An 18,406-nucleotide genomic window follows, 5' to 3' on the forward strand; every position below is an offset into this window, starting at 1 on the left:
GGGGCTAGCTGAGGGTCTTGTTGAGCTCGGTCGCGATGAACTCCGCCTGCCGCGTCGCGAGTGCGACGATCGTCAGCGTCGGGTTCGCCGCGGCACCGGTGGTGAAGACGCTGCCGTCCGCGATGAACAGGTTCGGCACGTCGTGGGCACGCCCGTAGCGATCGACGACGCCGTCGCGCGGCCGCTGGCTCATGCGGGCGGTGCCGAGGTTGTGGGTCGACGGGTACGGCGGGGTCTCGATCGTCTTGAGCGCGCCGACGGCCTTGTAGACCGACGCGCCCTGCCGCTGGCCGTGCGCACGCATCGCGACGTCGTTCGGGTGGTCGTCGAAGTGGACGTTGGCGACCGGCAGGCCGTGCTGGTCGACGGTGTCGCCGGAGAGCGTGACGCGGTTGTCCTCCCGCGGCATGTCCTCGCCGACGATCCACATCCCGGCGGTGTTGCGGTAGTTGTCGAGCAGGTCACTGATGTGGCTGCCCCAGCGGCCCGGTGCGATGAACTTGGCCAGGAACGCCGGGCCGAGGCTGATCGTCTCCATGTAGTAGCCGCCCACGAAGCCGCGGTCGGTGTCGAGCCGCGACTCGTCGGCGATGACGCCGGCCATCGTCTCGCCGCGCCACATGCGCACCGGCTTGTCGAACTGGCCCCACACGGTGCCGGTCGTGTGGCGCATGTAGTTGCGCCCGACCTGACCCGACGAGTTCGCCAGGCCGTCGGGGTGCTGCGCGGACCCGGAGAGCAGCAGCAGGCGGGCCGTCTCGATGGAGTTGCCGGCCACGACGACCACCGCGGCGCGCTGGCGGCGCAGCGTCCCGTTGCGGTCGATGTAGAGGACACCGGTCGCGCGGCCGGCGGCGTCGTGCTCGATCTGCGCGACGTGGCTGTCGGGCCGCAGGTCGAGGTAGCCGGTCTTCGCGGCCTTGGGCAGCTCGGCGACGAGCGTCGACCACTTCGACCCGTGCTTGTCACCCTGGAAGTTGAAGCCGTCCTGCAGGGTCGCCGGGCGGCCGTCGTAGGGCTCGGCGTTGGTCGCGTACGGGCCGGTCGCGTAGTAGCGGTAGCCCAGCTTCTCGGCGCCGCCCGCGAAGACCTTGTAGTTGTTGTTCGCCGGCAGCGGCGGGCGCCCGTGCCGGTGGGTGACGCCCATCTTGATCTCGGCCTTGTCGTAGTACGGCTCGAGCTCGGAGAGGGCGATCGGCCAGTCGAGCAGGCTCGTGCCCTCGAGGTCGCCGTAGGTCGACCGCGCGGTGAACTCGTGGGCCTTGAAGCGCGGGCAGGCGCCTGCCCAGTGGGTCGTCGTGCCGCCGACCGCCTTGACCAGCCACGCCGGGAGGTTCGGGAAGTCCGTGGCGACCTGCCAGCTGCCCGACGTGGTTCGCGTGTCGCCCCAGGCCATCTGCGCGAAGGCGGGCCACTCGTCCTGGTGGTAGTCCTCGCCGGTCAGGTGCGGCCCGGCCTCCAGCACCACGGTCTTGAGACCGCGCTGGCAGAGCTCTCCGGCCACGGTGCCGCCGCCGGCACCGGAGCCGACCACCACGACGACGTCGGAGTCGTCGTAGGAGAAGCGGGTCATGCCGGCACCTCTTCCTCGAACTCGATCTTGGGATCGGGCAGCCAGTCGAGGTCGTCGAAACCTCGGTGCACGTAGCCGCCCTTGTCGTAGGAGGGCCCCTCGTAGCCGAGCAGGTCCCAGACCTCGGGATCGCTGTAGAGGGTCACGACGGCGCTGTCGACGATCCCGGTGAGGAACGGCGACCCGTCCGCCCCGCGCAGCACGGCGCCGGCGGTCTCGACATCGAGCTCGGCGAACGGCACCTCGCGCTGGGCGTCGAGGTCCGTGAGCCCCTGCAGCAGCTGGGCCAGGAATCGCGGGTCCGTCCCGGCCGCGGCGACCACGGCGTCCGCGGCGCGCTCGTAGGGCCCTCGCGGGAACGTGCTGTGCGGGAATGCCGCGTACACCACGTTCACCAATGTCTGGCGGTCCTGTGCGGACAACAGATTGCTTCCCACCGCACCTCGTCCTTTCGTGGTTCTCCAGGGTGATGGCGTTCTCGTGGACGAACGGGGCCCGCCGGCGTCCCCGAGGCGGACGTCGGAAGGATGTGGTGGTGTTCTGCTTTTCTGCCGACTAGGTCGGCGGTGGGTTCTCCGCGGGCAGTCGAATGCCGTAACGCGCAATGCGCCGGTAGATCGTGGAACGGCTCATACCCAGCCTGTTCGCGGCGCGCGCGGGCGTCGCGCCGGGCTCGCCGAGCGCGCGGACGATCTCGTCGCGCTCGAGGGTCTCCATGCGGGTGAGCTGGTGGTGGGTGCCCGTGAAGACCTCCGGCGGGAGGTCACGCTCGGAGACGAGGTCGGTGCGGGCCACGGCCCGGCGGACCACGTCGCGCAGCTGCGTGACGTTGCCCGGCCAGTGGTAGGCGGCGAGGACCTGCTCGGCCCCGGCGGTGAACCGCACCGCGCGGTGCCGCGCCTCGCGGGCGAACCAGCGCGCGAGCGGCAGGACGTCGTCGCGCCGGTGCCGCAGGGCCGGGACCTCGACGACCGTGCCGACCAGAGGGCGCAGCACGTCGGGGACCGCGTCGGGGTCCTCGGCCGTGAGCGAGAGGTCCGCACCGGCCCGGGTCCGCACCAGCTCGGCGAGGTCGCTGGCCACCCAGGCCGGGAGCTTGTCGACGCGCGCGACGATGACGCTGGTGCCGGGCTTGCCCAGCTCCGGCGACCACAGCGCCCACCACGACGCCACGGCCTCGGGCTCCGGAGGCCGGACGTGCAGCACGCGCCGGCCGCGCGCCTGCACCCCGCCGAGCAGCGCCCCCTTGCCGGCACCCGCCTCGCCGACGACGGCGACGCCCCGGCCGCCCCGCAGGGCCGACCGCGCGGCGTCGGCCGCGGCGCGCCACTCGGCGCCGAGGTCGTCGAGGCACGGGGCACTGTCCTCGTCGACGGCTGAGCTCACGGTGCGTACCCGGACCACCCGTCCGCGGCTCGCCGGCCGCGCCTCACGCCCGTGCCCGCGGGCGAGCATGAGCGCCTCGGTGGTGCGGGCCGCCGTCTTCGCCAGCGCGAGCAGGAGGTTGTAGGACTGCTGTGACCAGGTCGTGAGGTTGACGCTGCCGACGAGGTCGCCGGACACCGGGTCGGCGACGGGCGCCGCGGCGCACGTGTACCCCCAGAGCCGCGTGCAGTAGTGCTGGTCGGCGCGCACGAGCGTCGGCACCCGGTCGGCGAGCGCCAGCCCCAGCCCGGTGGTGCCGGTGGTGCGCTCGGAGTAGTCGAAGCCGGGCGCGAGGGAGACGCCGTCGAGGGCGCCCAGCAGGACCCGGTTGCTGCACACGCGGTTGAGGACCAGGCCGTCGGGATCGGTGAGCATGAGGCTCACGGGTTCGTCGGCGAGCGTCTCGTGCAGTTCCGTGAGGACCTGGTGGCCGGATTCGAAGAACAGCGAATGGTCGTCGACGGCGCCGGCGAACTCCGGTTCGACCGCGTCGAGCGAGACGCCGTACCCGGCGCTGCGTTTCCAGGACGCGACGAGCCGGTGCGGCAGGACCGAGGGATCGCGATCACGCGAGCGCGCCAGCTGCTCGCGGTCGCACAGATCCGTCTCGGTCATCTCGGCCTTTCCCTCGCGCGTCATCGCGACTCGGAACGCCATTGACTGTGGCAGAGACGACATCCGGGGGAAGTGTCTCCGAGTGTCAACCTGAGACGCCCCGCCGCGGGGCGGGCGTCGCCGGCCAACCTCGGTGTCATGAGGTGAGGCTAACCTCACACGCGGCGATCGAGATACCCCCGCGTCAGACCTGGGCCCAGGTGGGGTCGCTCAGCAGGTCGACCGCGACATCGACGTCGTCGGTGAGGGGGCGGTCCTCGGTCCGGGGGTCGAGGACCTCCTCGGCACGGGCCAGGGCCTCCTCCACCGGCCTCGGCCCGTCCGACGAGATCGGCGACCCGTCCCGCCGCCGCAGGCGCAGCGCCCGGACGGCCGCGACGAGCTCGCACGCGAGCACCCGGGTGTAGGCGGTCGCCACCTCCGCGGTGGCCCGGGCGGCCTGGGTCGAGAAGCTCGCGTGGTCCTCGAGCCCGCGCGACACGACCGCGCTCCCCAGGGTCACGGGTAGCGCCGCCTGGCGCAGGGCCGCGAGCGCGTCGTGGCTCATGTACTCGAGGATCATGACCCCGGAACTGCCGGGCGGGCCGTCGGCGAGGAAGGCGCGCAGGCCGGTCTGCTCGGGCTCGACGAGGTCGCCGAGGCGGGCCGCGGAGAGCTCGGCGACACCGTGGACACACGCGCGGACGTGGTCGAGCGCGCCGGCCACGTAGGCGGTGTGGAAGTGCGCGTGGTGGTAGGCGTCGTCCTCCGCGACGGCGATCATGGGGTTCTCCGCGCCGGCGTTGATCTCGACGTCGAGCACGCCGTGCAGCATGTCCAGGGCGTCGATCGCCGGCCCGTTGACCTGCGGGAACGCGCGCAGGCCGAATGGGTCCTGGATGCGGCGGCCCTTCGGCGGGGTGCGCTCCATGCCCAGCAGGTGCCGCATCCGCTGCGCGCAGCGCATCTGGCCGGGGTGCGGGCGGGCGCGGTGCACCGGGTCGGCGTAGGCCTCCGGGCTGCCGTCGAGCGCCAGGTAGGACAGCGCCGCGACCGCGTGGCTCGACGCGAGCACGACGTCGAGCGTGCCCGCCGCGATCGCCGCCTCGGCGAGGGTGACCGCGTTGCTCGACACGAACGCCAGCGCGTCGCCGGCGTCGATCGTCACCGGATGGTGCCCCGGCGGCACCGTGTCCCACGCACCCTCCCCCGCGAGCGCCAGCGCGATCTGGGCCAGGGGCGCGAGGTCACCGGTCCCGATCGCGCCGAGACGGTGCACGACGGGCAGCGCGTCCGCGGCGACCGCGCCGGCCAGTGCGCGCACCAACGCCGGCGACACCCCGGAGCGGCCGGCGAGGAGCTGGTTGAGCCGGATGAGCAGGGCCGCGCGCACGAGCTCGGCGTCGAGCCGGTCCCCCGCCCCGCCGGAGTGGCTGCGCAGCAGACGCAGGCCGTGGCCCGCCGACTGTCCCGCGTCGTCGGCGACGGCGGTCTCGTCGCGGTTGGCGCCGACACCGGTGGTCCGCCCGTAGACGGCGCGGCGGGTGCTGAGGTCCGCGCCCAGCTTGGCCGCGCGCTCGACACCGGCGAGCGCGGCGCGGTCGAGGTGGAGGTCGGTGGGCCCGGGCGTGCGGGCCACCGCCGCGACCATCCGGGCGGTGAGCGAGGACCCGCCGAGCCACAGCGGCGGACGCCCCTCGAAAGAGGGGTCCGTGACGCGCCGGGCGGGGCTGTCGGTGCTCACGGGCGGACCTCCTCGGGAACGGGGCCCGGGGCCACGGGCAGCCGGCGCCCGGCCCGCCACACCGCCGCGGTGAGCGGGACGCCGGGACGCTGGGCGAGATGAACGACGGTCGGTGCGTCCAGCACGTGCAGGTCCGCGCGGGCGCCGACGCCCAGGTGCCCGACGTCGTCGCGGCGCAGGGCCCGGGCGCCGCCGAGCGTCGCGGCGCGGACGGCCTCGGGAACCGAGAGCCCGCACTGCAGGACGGCGAGAGCGACACAGAGCGCCATGGAGGTGGTGTAGCAGCTCCCGGGGTTCGCGTTGCTGGCCAGCGCGACGGTGGCGCCGGCGTCGACGAGGCGGCGGGCCGGCGGCGGGGACTGGCCGGTGGAGAGGTCGCAGGCGGGCAGCAACGTCACGACCGTGTCGGAGCCGGCGAGGGCGTCGACGTCGGCGTCGGTCAGGTAGGTGGCGTGGTCGACCGACGCGGCGCCGGCCGCCACCGCGACGGCGACCCCGGGACCGGGGCCGAGCTGGTTGCCGTGGAGCCGCCCGCCCAGCCCGCGCGCGGCGCCCGCGGCGAGGACGCGCGCGGCCGCCTCGCCGTCGAACGCGCCGTCCTCGCAGAAGACGTCGATCCAGCCGACGTGCTCGGCCACGGCGTCGAGCATCGGCCCGCAGACGAGGTCGAGGTAGTCCTCGATGGTGGTGCCGGCCGGGGTGAGGTGGGCGCCGAGGAAGGTCACCTCGTCGACGCCGACGGCCGCGATCCGGGCCGCGCGGGTCTCGTCGGCCACCGTGAGGCCGTAGCCGGTCTTGGTCTCCAGGCACGTGGTGCCCTGGCGGGCGGCCTCGGCGACGTGGCGGCGCAGGCGGGCGGCGAGGTCGTCGTCGGACGCGGCGCGGGTGGCGTCCACGGTGTCCTGGATCCCGGACGCCTCGTAGGGCTGCCCGGCGACCCGACGCGCGAACTCCTCGCCCCGGTCGCCGGCGAAGACCAGGTGGGTGTGGCTGTCGACCCAGCCGGGCAGCACCGCGCGGCCGCCGACGTCGACGGCGGTGTCGGTCGCCGGGGCGTCCTTCGCCCGCCCGGTCCAGGCGATCCGCTCGCCGTCGACCACCACGGCGAACGGCCCGTCGCCCTCGGGGACGCCGGGGTCGTGCGTCGTGAGCTCACCGATGCCGGTGATCAGGAGAGCGGTCATGCGCGCACCGCCGTGATCGCGGCCGCCAGGTCGGCGGCGGGGCGTTCGACGAGCTGGTGGACGCCGTCGCGCACGATCACCCGGCCGCCGACGCGGACCTCGCGCACGTCGGCGGCGGTCGCGGCGAGGAGCGTCCCGTCCGGGCGGGCACCCGCCGTGCGCACCGAGGCGGAGTCGAGCGTGACGAGGTCGGCGGGGGCGCCGACGGTCAGGGCGTTCCCGTCCGTGCCCGCGTGCAGCAGGGCGGCGGGCGTGAAGCGTTCCCGCACGCCGTGCCGGAGTCGCTCGTGCATCTCCAGCGCGCGCATCTCCTCCAAGGGGTCGATCACCACGTGGCTGTCGCTGCCCAGGCACAGCGCCACGCCGGCCGCGGCGAGGGCGCCCGCCGGGCCGATCCCGTCGCCCAGGTCCCGCTCGGTGGTCGGGCAGAAGCAGGCCCCGGTGCCGGTGCGGGCGAGGCGTGCGACGTCGTCGTCGGTCAGGTGGGTGGCGTGCACGGCGGTCGTGGTCGGCCCGAGCGCCCCGGCCTCGTCGAGCAGGGCGGTCGGCGTGACGCCGTGGGCGGCGAGGCACGCGGCGTTCTCGTCGGGCTGCTCGGAGAGGTGGACGTGCAGCGGCCGGCCCTGGGCCCACGTCGCGACCGTCGCCAGGGCCTCGCGCGGCACCGCGCGCACCGAGTGGATCGCGGCGCCGACGCGCACCCTGCCACCATGATCACCGGCATGATCACCGGCATGATCACCGGCGCCGTCCTCGAGGCTCGCGACCAGTGACGCGCGCTGCGCCCACGCGTCGGCGTCGGCGTCGGCGAAGCGGCGCTGGACACCCTCGGGCGGCCGACCGGAAGACCCGCCGAACCCGGCCGCGAGGTAGCAGGTGTCGAGCAGGGTGATCCGCAGCCCGGCCGCGTGCGCAGCCTCGAGGAGCGCGCGGTCCATGGCGAGCGGGTCGGCGTACGGCCGGCCGCCGGGCGCGTGGTACAGGTAGTGGAACTCGGTGACCTCGGTGTGGCCCGCGAGCGCCATCTCGGCGTACACGGCGGTGGCGAGCCGGCGATAGGCGTCGGGGTCGAGCGCCGCGGCGACGCGGTACATGCCCTCGCGCCAGCTCCAGAACGAGTCCGCGGCCCGCGCGGGCCGTCCGCGCAGGGCGCGGTGGAAGGCGTGCGAGTGCCGGTTGGCCAGGCCGGCGACGGTGAGGCCGGGCAGGACGGTGCCCCGTCGGGGCGCGTTCGGGGTGACGCCCACGATCCGGCCGTCCGCCATCTCCAGGGCCACCGCGTCGGCGGGACCGCCGGGCAGCCAGGCGTGCTCGCACCAGAGCGTCGTCGAGGGGGGAGTCAGCGACACAGCTCCTCCAGGACGTCGGCGAGGGCGACCACGCCGGCCGCGGCATCGGCGTCGTCGGCGTGCTCGTCGGGCGCGTGGCTCACGCCGGTGGGGTTGCGGACGTGCAGCATCCCCGCCGGCACCTGGGCGGCGAGGACGCCGGCGTCGTGCCCGGCGGCGGTGGCGAGGCGGCCCGCGCCGGTGACCGCGGCGAGCGTGTCGGCGAGCGCGGGGTCGAGGGTGACGGCCTCCGACACGGACTCGGCGCGCACCTCGAGCGTCACACCCTCGCCGTCGGCCTGCTCCTGCGCCGCGGCGACGACGTCGTCCAGGAGCGCCCGCGGGAGCGGGCCGCGGGCGTCGAGCCACAGGTCCACGCGGGAGGCGACGACGTTGGTGCCGCCCGGGACGGCGTGCAGGCGCCCGACCGTCGCGCGCGCCTCGTCGCCGTGGTGCGCCATCGCCGCGCGGGCGGCGAGCACCGTGGCGGCCGCCGGCACCATCGGGTCGCGGCGGTCGGCGAGGCGGGTGGTGCCGGCGTGGTCGCCGCGTCCGAGGAACGACAGCCGCCACCGACCGTGGGCGACGATCGTCGAGCCGACGGCCAACGCGTCCCCGCGGGGGGCGAGCGCGCGACCCTGCTCGACGTGCAGTTCGACGAAGCAGCCGATGTCCGCCACCCGTTGTGGATCGTGACCGAGCCGCGTCGCGTCGTGGCCCTGCTGTGTCAGCGCCTCGGCCAGCGTCACGCCGTCGGCGTCGCGCAGGCCGCGGGCGCGGTCGGGGTCGAGGGAGCCGGTGAGCAGGCGTGAGCCCAGGCAGGGCACCCCGAAGCGTCCGCCCTCCTCCTCGGCGAGGACGACGAGCGCCACCGGGCGCCCGGGTACGACGCCGCGCTCCTGCAGCGCGTCCACCGCGGCCAGCGCCGACACCACCCCCAGCGGCCCGTCGTGGGCGCCGCCACCGGGGACGGAGTCGAGGTGGCTGCCGGTGACCACGGCGTCACGACCCGGCTCGCCCCACCAGGCCCAGAGGTTGAGGTTCGCGTCGGTCTCCACCTGCAGGCCCCGCCGCCCGGCCTGCTCGGCGAACCACTCCCGCAGCGTCGCCTCACCGTCGTCCCCGAGGTGCCGCGACCAGCCGCCGCGACGCGCGTCGCGGCCGACGTCGGCGATCTCGTCCAGGAGCTTCACGCCTGCTCCCCCGGTGTCTCTCGCAGCGGGATCCGCACACCGCGCTCATCGGCGACCTCGAGCGCCCGGGGGTAACCGGCGTCGGCGTGGCGGATGACGCCGGTCCCGGGGTCGTTGGTGAGCACCCGAGTGATCTTCTGTCGGGCGAGGTCGGAGCCGTCGGCGACGCACACCTGGCCGGCGTGGATCGAGCGTCCGATGCCGACCCCGCCACCGTGGTGCAGCGACACCCAGCTCGCACCGGACGCGGTGTTGAGCAGGGCGTTGAGCAGCGGCCAGTCGGCGATCGCGTCGGACCCGTCGGCCATCGCCTCGGTCTCGCGGTGCGGCGAGGCGACGCTGCCGGCGTCGAGGTGGTCGCGGCCGATGACGACCGGCGCGGACAGCTCCCCGGACGCGACCATGTCGTTGAACCGCTCCCCCGCCCGGTGCCGCTCGCCGTAGCCGAGCCAGCAGATGCGGGCGGGCAGGCCCTGGTGACGCACCTTCTCCCCCGCCAGGCGCATCCAGCGCGCGAGCGGCTCGTCGTCGCCGAAGAGGTCGAGCACCGCCCGATCGGTGGCGGCGATGTCGGCGGGGTCGCCGGACAGCGCGGCCCACCGGAACGGCCCGCGGCCCTCGCAGAAGAGCGGCCGGATGTAGGCGGGCACGAAGCCGGGGATGTCGAAGGCGCGCTCGACCCCGGCCAGGCGGGCCTCGGCGCGGATCGAGTTGCCGTAGTCGAAGACCTCGGCGCCGTCGTCGGCGAACGCCAGCATCGCCTCGACGTGCGTGCCCATCGAGGCGCGGGCGCGGTCGGTGAACTCCTCGGGCTTGGCGCGGGCGTACCCGGCCCAGTCGGCGAGGTCGACGCCGACCGGCAGGTAGGACAGCGGGTCATGCGCCGAGGTCTGGTCGGTGACGACGTCGACCGGCGCCCCGGCGCGGCGGATCGCGGGGAGCAGCTCGGCGGCGTTGCCGACGACGCCGACCGAGACGGCCTCGCCGGCGGTCCGAGCCGCGTCGACCCGGCGCAGCGCGCTGTCGAGGTCGTCGGCGACCTCGTCGAGGTAGCCGGTGGCGACCCGGCGGTGGGCGCGCGCCGGGTCCGCCTCGACGACGAGCGCGGTGCCGCCGTTCATCGTCACCGCGAGCGGCTGCGCGCCGCCCATGCCCCCGAGCCCGGCGGTCAGGGTGAGGGTGCCGGCGAGCGAGCCGCCGCGGGGCCGTGCGACGGCGGCGAACGTCTCGTAGGTGCCCTGCAGGATTCCCTGGCTGCCGATGTAGATCCACGAGCCGGCCGTCATCTGCCCGTACATCGTCAGCCCGAGGTGCTCGAGGCGGCGGAACTCCGGCCAGGTGGCCCAGTCGCCGACGAGGTTGGAGTTCGCCAGCAGCACCCGCGGCGCCCACTCGTGGGTGGTGAACACCCCGACGGGGCGCCCGGACTGGACGAGCAGCGTCTCGTCGGGCGCGAGGTCGACGAGACACCGGTGGATCGCCGCGAGGCTCGCATGGTCGCGGGCGGCCTTGCCGGTGCCGCCGTAGACGACGAGGTCCTCGGGCCGCTCGGCCACCTCCGGATCGAGGTTGTTGTCGAGCATCCGCAGCGCGCCCTCGGCGCCCCACGTGCGTGCCGTCATGGTCCGTCCGCGTGCTGCTGGCATACCGAACAGTGCAGCGTCGGACGGTCGCCGTGCACAGAGGCTCTGGCGTCCTGCTGTCTCGGATACGAGACTCTGGTGGCGTGGCCGGTGTCCCGGGGTTGCGTCGGGGTCTCGCGATCCTGCGCCTGCTCGCCGCGGGCGAGCCCCTGACCGCGGCGACGATCGCCGCGCGCCTCGGGCTGCCGCGCTCGACGACCTATCACCTGCTCACCGAGCTCGAGGCCGCCGGCGTCGTCGCGCACCTCCCCGACAGCAGGCGCTGGGCCGTCGGGATCGGCGCGTTCGAGGTCGGGACGGGCTACCTGCGCCACCACCCGCTCGACGAGGTCGCGAGCCCGTCGTTGCGCCGCCTCGCGCACCGCGTCGGCCACGACGTCCACCTCGGCGTGCTCGACGGGCGCGAGCTGCTCTACCTGCTCCGCGAGCGCCCGCCGCGACCGCAGACGCTGGTGACCGCGGTCGGCGTCCGGCTCCCGGCGCACCTCACGGCGTCGGGGCGGGCCGTCCTCGCCGGGCTCGCCCCCGCCCAGCGGCGGGCCCTGCTCGCCGGCGCCGGCCCGCTCACGCGGCGCACCGACCGGGGCCCGACGTCACTGCGCGCGCTGGCCGCGGTGCTCGGCGCGGAGGCCCGGCGCGGGTGGTCGGTCGAGGACGGCGAGGTCAGCCGCGGCTACGCCTCGGTCGCGCGCGCGATCCACGGCGCCGACGGGGAGGCGGTCGCGGCGATCAGCGTGACGTTCCCGCACCAGTGCGATCCGGTGTGCGGCACCGACTTCGCCGACCTCGCCGCGGTCGTCGGGCGCACCGCTGCCGAGATCACGCGGCACCTCGGGGGTGTCAGGCCGCCTGCACCACCTGGGGGCGGTAGCTCTCGATGATCGCCATGAACTCGTCGTGCTCCGCGGCGGGGACGTCGAGGAAGCTCAGGGTCGCGGCGATCTCGGTCTTCACCGCGTCGAAACCGTGCTCGTCGATCGCGAGCTCGTCGTGGGCCTTCACCATGTCCTCGCCGAAGTAGCACCTCGGCCCGCCCGCGGCCTCGATCGACCACGCCGTGACGAGGAACTTGTAGCCGGGAGCGTTCGCGGGGTCGCCGTGGTGGGCGTGGACCGCCTCGTTGGCGTTGACCGCGACGTTGGCGAAGAGCCGGTCGACGAGGATGTCGACAGCGCCGGCGATGCCGTAGACGCCGCCGAGCCGCTCGTACAGGGACTGCTCGGACATGGGATCTCCCCTGGGAGATGTCACCGCCGGTGATGTGGTGGATCGGCGGCGTGATCGGCTCAACTCTGACACCCCAGGTGGGTGGCGCACAACCGGTCAGCCCGGCTTGACCCAGCCCTTGATGAACGCGAAGTGGTCGTCGAAGCGCAGGACCGGGTCGTTGCGGTAGGCGTGCCGGAACTGGTCGATCCCGGCGCGCAGCTCGTCGTCGGAGAACTCGCCGAGCACCGACATGTACCGCGCCTCGAGCATGCGGACGTAGCGCTCGCGGTCGATCGCGGTGTGGAAGGTCCGGTAGCTGACGGACGCCCGGAGCCCGGCGGCGGACACCATGTCGACGATCTCCGCAGGCTCGGGCTGGAGCTGCGCGAACCGCTCGTGCGCCTCGCGGAACAGCGGGTGGTGGATGGTCCGCGGCAGCATGACGACGAGCAGCCGGCCGTGGCGCGACAGCAGGCCGGCGAGACCGGCGAGCGTCTCCTGGCGGGAGTCCACGTGGTGCAACGACTCCTTGAGGATGATCGCGTCGAGCTTCGCGGTGTCCGGGAGCGCCACGCACCCCGTGGCGATGTCCTCGGCGCTGGCGACCACCGGGCGCAGGCGCGGCGACCGAGGGAGACGGTCGAGCATCGCGGGCACGGGGTCGACGCACAGGACCGGCTTCTCGGGCTCCACGTCGCGGCAGAGCCGGCGCGTGTAGAGCCCGGTGCCGCAGCCGATGTCGGCGATCGCGTCGGAGCGGGTCAGGCGCAGCGAGTCGACGATCGCGTCGGAGAACCGGCGCACGTAGTCCGGGTCGTAGGACCAGTGCTCGTCGTAGTCCGCGGCGACACGCTCGTAGTGCTCGACGGTCTGGTCGCTCATGACGGGCTCCCGTTCGACGGCGATCTCGTCGCGACAGGGTGGCACGTCACTGGTCCGGACGGGCGACGACGGTCACACGTACCGCCATGGCCCGTGCGCGACCGCCCAGTCATCACGGGTGTCCGGTCATCACGGGTGTCCGGGTCCTGACGGGTGTGTCGTCACCCGATCGTGGCGGCCGAAGATCTAGCGTGCTCACCGGGGCGGGGCCGATCGGCCCCGGAGATCGCGGCCACGGGCCGCGCTGGGGGGCACCATGGATCAGCCACGCGACGACAAAGGTCGCTTCGCCTCGACTGTGGGGATCCCTTCGATCCTCGTGGCGGGTGTCGTCGGCATCTCCGCGGCCGTGGGCGTCGGAGCCGAGGGCGCGAGCGTCGGTGCAGGAGCCGCCGGCGGGACAACGGTTGGTGCGAACGCACCGAGCGTGTCGGCGTCGACCCGCCTGGCACGGGGGAAGCAGAAGTCGAGCCGGACCCAACGCCACCTCGTGTCGAGCGGGGTGCGGTCGTCCCTCCAGGCCGAGGAGGACTCCAGTACCTGCGCGGAGGACGCCCGCGGGCACGTCCGCGATTTCCTGGAGACCCACCCCTGCGAGTCGGTCTATCGCGGGTTGTTCCAGGTCCGCCGCGGCGATGTCGCGACTCTCGTCGCCGTTGCTTGGATCGAGATGGTCGAGCTCCGCGACGCCGGGGAGCTCAAGGCCCTCGTGGACCAGCCAGGTACGGGGAACGTCAACCAGCTGCCGCCACCTCGCGGAGTGCAGGTGGTCGACGGCACGGAGCCCGCGTACGCCTCGCGCCAGGACGGTCGCCTCGTCACAACGGTCGAGGTGCAGCCCGTTACCGTCAACGCGTCCCAACGGGTGCTCGAGGCGATCGCGGAAGAGGTCGTCGCGGACGCGACCCGTCCGGAGTAGCTGGCCCGACCTGCACCCCGGTCTCCCCGCCAGCAGGGACGAGGCGAGCTCGAGTTGATCACCGGTGCGCACGTCGTCCTGTACAGCGCGGACGCCGAGGCCGGCGACGACGTCGACGCGACCGTCGCCGACCTCCACGCCCGGGGGGTCGGCGTCGATCCCGTCACCGACCAGGGCTGGGGCCGGCTGACGCGATCCACTTGCCCGGCGGCGGCCGTCTCGGTCTCTACGAGCCGCGGCACCCCGTCGCGGCCGAGGGAGCCTGAGGGACCAGGCACCGATGATCGCGAGCTCAGCCCGGGGCGCGCTCGAACGCCGCGAACCCTGCCGTGACCTCGTCGACCTCGTCGACCTCGTCGACCTCGTCGACCGCGCCGTCGAAGCGGGACGGGACGGCGGCGCGGCCCTCGCCGTCGGTCCACCGCGGGAATGCCGTCCCCATGATCGCGACCGTGGCGACGAGGTGCGCCGTGGCGCCGGGCAGGCCGCGCTCGGCATCGACGTGGCCGTCGAGGCGGGTGGGGAGCTGCTCGTCGGCGTCGGTTGATCACGGGGCCGAGCGGGTGATGTCGTCCCCGTCTCACCGCCGCCCGTCGGCTCCGGTCTGGTGCGACCGCGGGGCGCCTGGCTAGCGTTCTCACCCATGGACATCGGCCCCGTTCGTCGGCGGCTCACCGCGGAACCCGTCAGCTCTCCCGTGCCCGGCGAGGAGTCGCCCCTCGTCGCGCCCGCGATGCTCGATACCGAGCATGCGGCGCCGGTGGGCGCCACCGTCTCGACGACGTGCCCCGAGCCCGCGCGGTGATCCACCCGCCGCCGGCCGGGCCCGCCCGGCACGACGGCGCCGCCCTCGAGGCCGTGGGGGTCCCGGACGTCCCCGCGGCGATCCCGGGCTGGCGCACCTGGCGTGTGGGACGACGCGCGCAGCGCCGCGCCGAGCTGGTCGCCCCGCTCGCCCAGGTCATCTGGCCCGCCCGCCGGCCGATGATCGCGACGTGCGGGTCGGCGAGCCACGCGCCGCCCGGTGACCGTTGCCGGTGCGGTCTCTACGCGGTGCACGACCCGGGCACGCTCGAGTGGGGCCCGTCCGACTTCGAGGTGCTGGGCGTCGTGGCGCTGTGGGGCCAGGTGGTCGAGGGGACGCGGGGTTGGCGCGCGTCGCACGGCTACCCCCGGTTTCTCGTCACCGGCCCGGCCATCCCCGCCGAGCAGCGGGCGGCGCTGGCCCGCCGCTACGAGGTGCCGGTGCACGGCGCCGACCTCCCGGCCCGCGCGCTCGCGTCGCAGCTCAGTGGCGACGCCGTGTCCGCCGAGCTCCTCCGGAGCACCGAGGCCGGGACCCTGCTGGCCGAGCGCATGCCCGAGTGGGCGCGCCGGTGGCACGCGGGGTGCGCGCGCCGCGAGGCCGCCGCCGTGCGGGGTCCGCGGTCCTGGTTCCGGCGCCGCTGACCCGTCCTCAGCCGCGGAGACCGAATGCGGCGGCCAGCTCCGACCAGCCGCGCTCGGGAGCTCCCCGTGTCGTGGGCAGGGCCGTCCGCTCCGCCGCCGGCTCCGGTCAGGACCCTGCCGTCGTCCGCCACGTCGGTCACCCCTCGTCCGGCTCCGAGCGTGGGGCCGGGAGGGAGCGGGCGATCCGGAGCGAGACGGCCTGCGACGATCGGTGGCGGTGTACATCACGCTCGTCGCCGCACTGACGGCGATCCTCGTCCTCTCGCTCGTCGCGACGCGCATCGAGCGGTGGCAGATCGGCCTGCCGCTGCTCATGGTGGTCGCGGGGGTCGGCGTCGGGCTGGTCGACGACGGGTCGTTCGCGGCGGGGCTCGACACGGTCGCGGCGCAGCACGTCGCCGAGGTCATCCTCGCGATCCTGCTGTTCGTCGACTCCACGGAGCTGCGGGACGGCCGGCTGTTCGGGCCCGAGCCGGGCGCGGTGACCCGTCTCCTGCTGCTCGCGCTGCCGCTCAGCCTGGGCGCGGCGATGGCCGTCGGGGCGCTGCTGGTCCCCGAGTTCGGCTGGGCGGTGCTGCTGGTCGTCGCCTGCGTGGTGGTGCCGATCGACTTCGCCCCGGCAGCCGGGCTAGTGCGCGACCGGACCCTGCCGCGACGGGTGCGCTCGGCGCTGAACGTCGAGGGCGGATTCAACGACGGGATCGTCTCCCCGATCTTCCTGTTCGCCCTGATCCTGGCCGGCGACCGGACACAGGCACGCACGGCCACCGAGGCGCTGGCGGCGGTCGTCCCGTTCGCGCTCACGGCGATCGTCGTCGGCGCAGTGCTCGGCGCGGTGATCGGCTGGTTGATGGAGCGGGCGACCGCCGCCGGCTGGACCACCGAGTCGACCCGGCGGATCGCGGTGCTCGTCGTCCCGCTGCTCGCCTACACCGTCACGGTCGCGCTCGGCGGCAGCGGATTCGTGGCGTCGTTCGTCGGCGGCATCGCCTTCCGGTCGGCGCACCGCTACGCGCACCTGCACCGGCGCCGGGAGGCGGCGGCGACCGCCACTCAGGCCTCGCCCGACGACGACTACCGCTTCCTGCGCGACACCACCGCGGTCCTGACGCTCGCGATGTGGTTCGTGGTCGGGACCACGGCGGTGATCGCCTTCTCGGAGGGCGTGCCCTGGCGCGTGGTGATCTTCTGCCTCGCGGCCCTCACCGTCGTCCGGATCGTGCCCGTGCTGATCGCCATGCTCGGCACGTCGTACCTCCGCCGGGAGAGGGTGCTCCTGGGGCTGCTCGGACCCCGCGGGACGGCGACGATCGTCTTCGGTCTGCTGGCCGCGAACAGCCTCCCGGCGGGGCAGAGCGACACGGTCCTGCTGATCACCGTGATCTGCGTGCTGGGCAGTGTGCTGCTCTACGGACCCTGGACGGCGGACCTGAGCCGGAAACTCGTGGGCCTGAGGTCGGCGGCGCGGCGACGTGGCAGAGGGGCAGGATCCGCGACGTGATCCAGACCTGCCCCGTGTGCTTCCGGGCCGACGGCGGGCGTCACGGAAGAGCTCGTCGAACCGCCACTGCCGAGCGTCCGCGACGGCGATCCGTTCATGGAGTACGGCGTCGTGGAGTACGGCGTCGTGGAGTACGGCGTCGTCGAGTACCGGCTCCGCCGCGAGCATCCGCACTGACCTGGGCGAGCTATCGCGAGTCCGTCGGACGCTCAGCGCCCGTGAACACGGCATCGTGACCGTTCTGTGACCTGGCGGTGGGCTGTCGGGGGCTGCTGGTCGGCCGGGGCTGTCGGGGGTCGGGTCTAGATTCGAACACATGAGCGAGCGGGGTGGGTGGGGCGGTCTGGTGGCCGGTCTCGATGCCCTGCCCGCGGGCCCGGGGCTGGTCGCGCTGTTGGACGGGGTGTCGCCGGAGGGGTTGAGCGGGGAGGAGCTGGCCTCCTATGTGCGGGCGTGTGCGCGGCAGCACAACAACGGCTCCGCGCGGCTGCTCGACGCGATGCACCATCTCGGGCGCGCGCAGGCGGGTCGCACGGATCGTCGTCCGGAGCTCGACGAGTACTCCGGGGACGAGGTCGCGGTGGCGCTGGGCTGGTCGCGGTCGATGGCCGCGCGCAAGCTCGATCTGGCCGACGATCTCGCGGTGCGGTTGCCGGCGGTGGGTGAGGCGTTGTGGGAGGGCCGGCTCGACGAGCCCAAGGCCTCCCGGTTGTGCGAGTGGACCCGGGACCTGTGTGACGACCACGCCCGCCATGTGGCCCAGAGCGTGCTGCCCGAGGCGGCGGGGATTCCGGTGGGGGAGCTGATCGGGCGGATCGAGGCGTCCGCGGTGGCGATCGACCCGGACTGGGCGGCGCGGCGGGAGGCCCGCGCGGCGAGGAACGCGCGGGTGATCCTCTCCCCGAACTCGTCGGGGACTGCGACGTTGTCGGTGTGTGACGTGACCGCGCCGCGCGGGCTGGCGATGCGTGACCGGGTCGACGCGGTCGCGGCCGCGGTGCGGGCGTTGGGGGTGCGGATCCCGGTCGGGCAGGTCCGCGCCGAGGTCGCCGGGCGGCTGCTGGACGGGTCGATGGCCGGGCTGAACGACCAGCAGGTCGCGGTCACCCTGGCCGCCGAGTACCACGCCGCCGAGTACCACGCCGCCGAGTACCACGCCGCCGGCCACCCCGACGAGTCCGACCAGCCCGGTGATGACGACCCCGGCGAGGGCGACTCCGGCGACGGCCCGGACGGCGACTCCGGCGATGGGCCGGACGACGGGCCGGACGACGGGCCGGACGACGGGCCGGACGACGGGCCGGACGACGGGCCGAACGATCGGGGTCCGGGCGGCGGCTCGGGCGGCGGCTCGGGCGGCGGCTCGGGCGGCGGCTCGGGCGGCGGCTCGGGCGGCGGGCCGGACGGTCGCTGCGGCGGAGGTTCCGACGCGTCACGCGGTGGCGACCCCGGTGGCGACCCCGGTGGCGACCCCGGTGGCGACGGGACCGACCCGGCGGAGCTGGACGCGGCTGGGGACGCGGCTGGGGACGGCCCGGGCGGTCAGGGCGTGCTCGACCTTCCCGATCTCCCTGGTCTTCCCGGTCCGGTGGAGCCGGAGCTGTGGGGCCCGGTAGGGCTGTTGGTGTCGAGGTTGAGCCTGTCAATCTGTCTGTGTAAGTTGATCTGTCGGTGGTCAGGTGAGGTAGGGGCCGATGCGGTCGGGGTAGGCCAGCGCGAGGGCGCCGAGGGCTGGTTTCCAGCCTTGGACGACGCCGCCTTC

General features: G+C 74.5%; 16 protein-coding genes and 1 pseudogene. 6 read left to right on the forward strand and 11 right to left on the reverse strand.

All coding sequences use genetic code 11. The features are described 5' to 3' along the window. Window positions 1–4: 4 nt before the first annotated feature. The 8 genes from AC2A1K_RS22780 to hutU all read right to left on the reverse strand — a co-directional run bounded on the left by AC2A1K_RS22780 (window position 5) and on the right by hutU (window position 10,687). A complete protein-coding gene (locus tag AC2A1K_RS22780; RefSeq protein WP_483898617.1) occupies window positions 5–1,573 on the reverse strand; it encodes a GMC family oxidoreductase in 1,569 nt (522 codons plus the stop codon). After that, window positions 1,570–2,010: a hypothetical protein gene (locus tag AC2A1K_RS22785; RefSeq protein ID WP_483898618.1), complete on the reverse strand. Its 441-nt coding sequence runs from the start codon at window positions 2,008–2,010 to the stop codon at window positions 1,570–1,572. The genes AC2A1K_RS22780 and AC2A1K_RS22785 overlap by 4 nt, the downstream gene beginning before the upstream one ends. 118 nt (window positions 2,011–2,128) lie before the next feature. Further along, the gene (locus AC2A1K_RS22790; protein ID WP_483898619.1) at window positions 2,129–3,613 is read right to left on the reverse strand and encodes an AAA-type ATPase lid domain-containing protein; all 1,485 of its coding nucleotides are present in this window, start codon (window positions 3,611–3,613) and stop codon (window positions 2,129–2,131) included. Between the two features lie 184 nt (window positions 3,614–3,797). Continuing rightward, complete coding sequence (locus AC2A1K_RS22795) at window positions 3,798–5,243, reverse strand: aromatic amino acid ammonia-lyase (protein WP_483898636.1); 1,446 nt, start codon at window positions 5,241–5,243, stop codon at window positions 3,798–3,800. Between the two features lie 89 nt (window positions 5,244–5,332). Next, a complete protein-coding gene (hutI, locus tag AC2A1K_RS22800) occupies window positions 5,333–6,520 on the reverse strand; it encodes an imidazolonepropionase (RefSeq protein ID WP_483898620.1) in 1,188 nt (395 codons plus the stop codon). Then, window positions 6,517–7,869: a formimidoylglutamate deiminase gene (locus AC2A1K_RS22805; RefSeq protein WP_483898621.1), complete on the reverse strand. Its 1,353-nt coding sequence runs from the start codon at window positions 7,867–7,869 to the stop codon at window positions 6,517–6,519. Before AC2A1K_RS22805 ends, hutI begins: the two co-directional genes overlap by 4 nt. Further along, complete coding sequence (locus AC2A1K_RS22810) at window positions 7,860–9,041, reverse strand: allantoate amidohydrolase (protein ID WP_483898622.1); 1,182 nt, start codon at window positions 9,039–9,041, stop codon at window positions 7,860–7,862. The genes AC2A1K_RS22805 and AC2A1K_RS22810 overlap by 10 nt, the downstream gene beginning before the upstream one ends. Beyond that, window positions 9,038–10,687 carry a urocanate hydratase gene (gene hutU, locus AC2A1K_RS22815; RefSeq protein WP_483898623.1) on the reverse strand — a complete coding sequence of 550 codons (1,650 nt, stop codon included), beginning with the start codon at window positions 10,685–10,687 and terminating at the stop codon, window positions 9,038–9,040. Before hutU ends, AC2A1K_RS22810 begins: the two co-directional genes overlap by 4 nt. Before the next feature lie 80 nt (window positions 10,688–10,767). On the opposite strand from hutU, the gene AC2A1K_RS22820 reads away from it, so the two are divergent. Then, window positions 10,768–11,565, forward strand: coding sequence for an IclR family transcriptional regulator (locus AC2A1K_RS22820; protein ID WP_483898624.1), 798 nt, complete (start codon window positions 10,768–10,770; stop codon window positions 11,563–11,565). On the opposite strand, the gene AC2A1K_RS22825 is transcribed toward AC2A1K_RS22820, so the two are convergent. After that, window positions 11,525–11,911, reverse strand: coding sequence for a group I truncated hemoglobin (locus AC2A1K_RS22825; protein ID WP_483898625.1), 387 nt, complete (start codon window positions 11,909–11,911; stop codon window positions 11,525–11,527). The two genes, AC2A1K_RS22820 and AC2A1K_RS22825, sit on opposite strands and share 41 nt — an antisense overlap. Before the next feature lie 96 nt (window positions 11,912–12,007). Then, complete coding sequence (locus AC2A1K_RS22830; protein ID WP_483898626.1) at window positions 12,008–12,775, reverse strand: class I SAM-dependent methyltransferase; 768 nt, start codon at window positions 12,773–12,775, stop codon at window positions 12,008–12,010. Between the two features lie 427 nt (window positions 12,776–13,202). Between AC2A1K_RS22830 and AC2A1K_RS22835 the strand changes: the two genes are divergently transcribed. After that, complete coding sequence (locus AC2A1K_RS22835) at window positions 13,203–13,694, forward strand: hypothetical protein (RefSeq protein ID WP_483898627.1); 492 nt, start codon at window positions 13,203–13,205, stop codon at window positions 13,692–13,694. A gap of 292 nt (window positions 13,695–13,986) precedes the next feature. Here the strand turns inward: AC2A1K_RS22835 and AC2A1K_RS22840 are convergent, their stop codons facing one another. Next, window positions 13,987–14,136 (reverse strand): hypothetical protein, encoded by a 150-nt coding sequence (locus tag AC2A1K_RS22840; RefSeq protein WP_483898628.1) that lies wholly within the window; start codon window positions 14,134–14,136, stop codon window positions 13,987–13,989. Between the two features lie 201 nt (window positions 14,137–14,337). Here AC2A1K_RS22840 and AC2A1K_RS22845 point away from each other — a divergent pair, with 201 nt between their 5' ends. From AC2A1K_RS22845 to AC2A1K_RS22860, 4 genes and pseudogenes are all read left to right on the forward strand, one after another. Then, window positions 14,338–14,499 carry a hypothetical protein gene (locus AC2A1K_RS22845; RefSeq protein ID WP_483898629.1) on the forward strand — a complete coding sequence of 54 codons (162 nt, stop codon included), beginning with the start codon at window positions 14,338–14,340 and terminating at the stop codon, window positions 14,497–14,499. After that, the gene (locus AC2A1K_RS22850; RefSeq protein WP_483898630.1) at window positions 14,478–15,143 is read left to right on the forward strand and encodes a hypothetical protein; all 666 of its coding nucleotides are present in this window, start codon (window positions 14,478–14,480) and stop codon (window positions 15,141–15,143) included. The genes AC2A1K_RS22845 and AC2A1K_RS22850 overlap by 22 nt, the downstream gene beginning before the upstream one ends. 217 nt (window positions 15,144–15,360) lie before the next feature. Then, window positions 15,361–16,644, forward strand: coding sequence for a cation:proton antiporter domain-containing protein (locus AC2A1K_RS22855; RefSeq protein ID WP_483898631.1), 1,284 nt, complete (start codon window positions 15,361–15,363; stop codon window positions 16,642–16,644). A gap of 316 nt (window positions 16,645–16,960) precedes the next feature. Next, window positions 16,961–17,635: pseudogene (locus AC2A1K_RS22860) on the forward strand (DUF222 domain-containing protein); the annotation flags it as partial. Window positions 17,636–18,406: the final 771 nt, after the last annotated feature.

The sequence above is a fragment of the Actinomycetospora sp. 2LY8.5 genome (assembly GCF_057180585.1).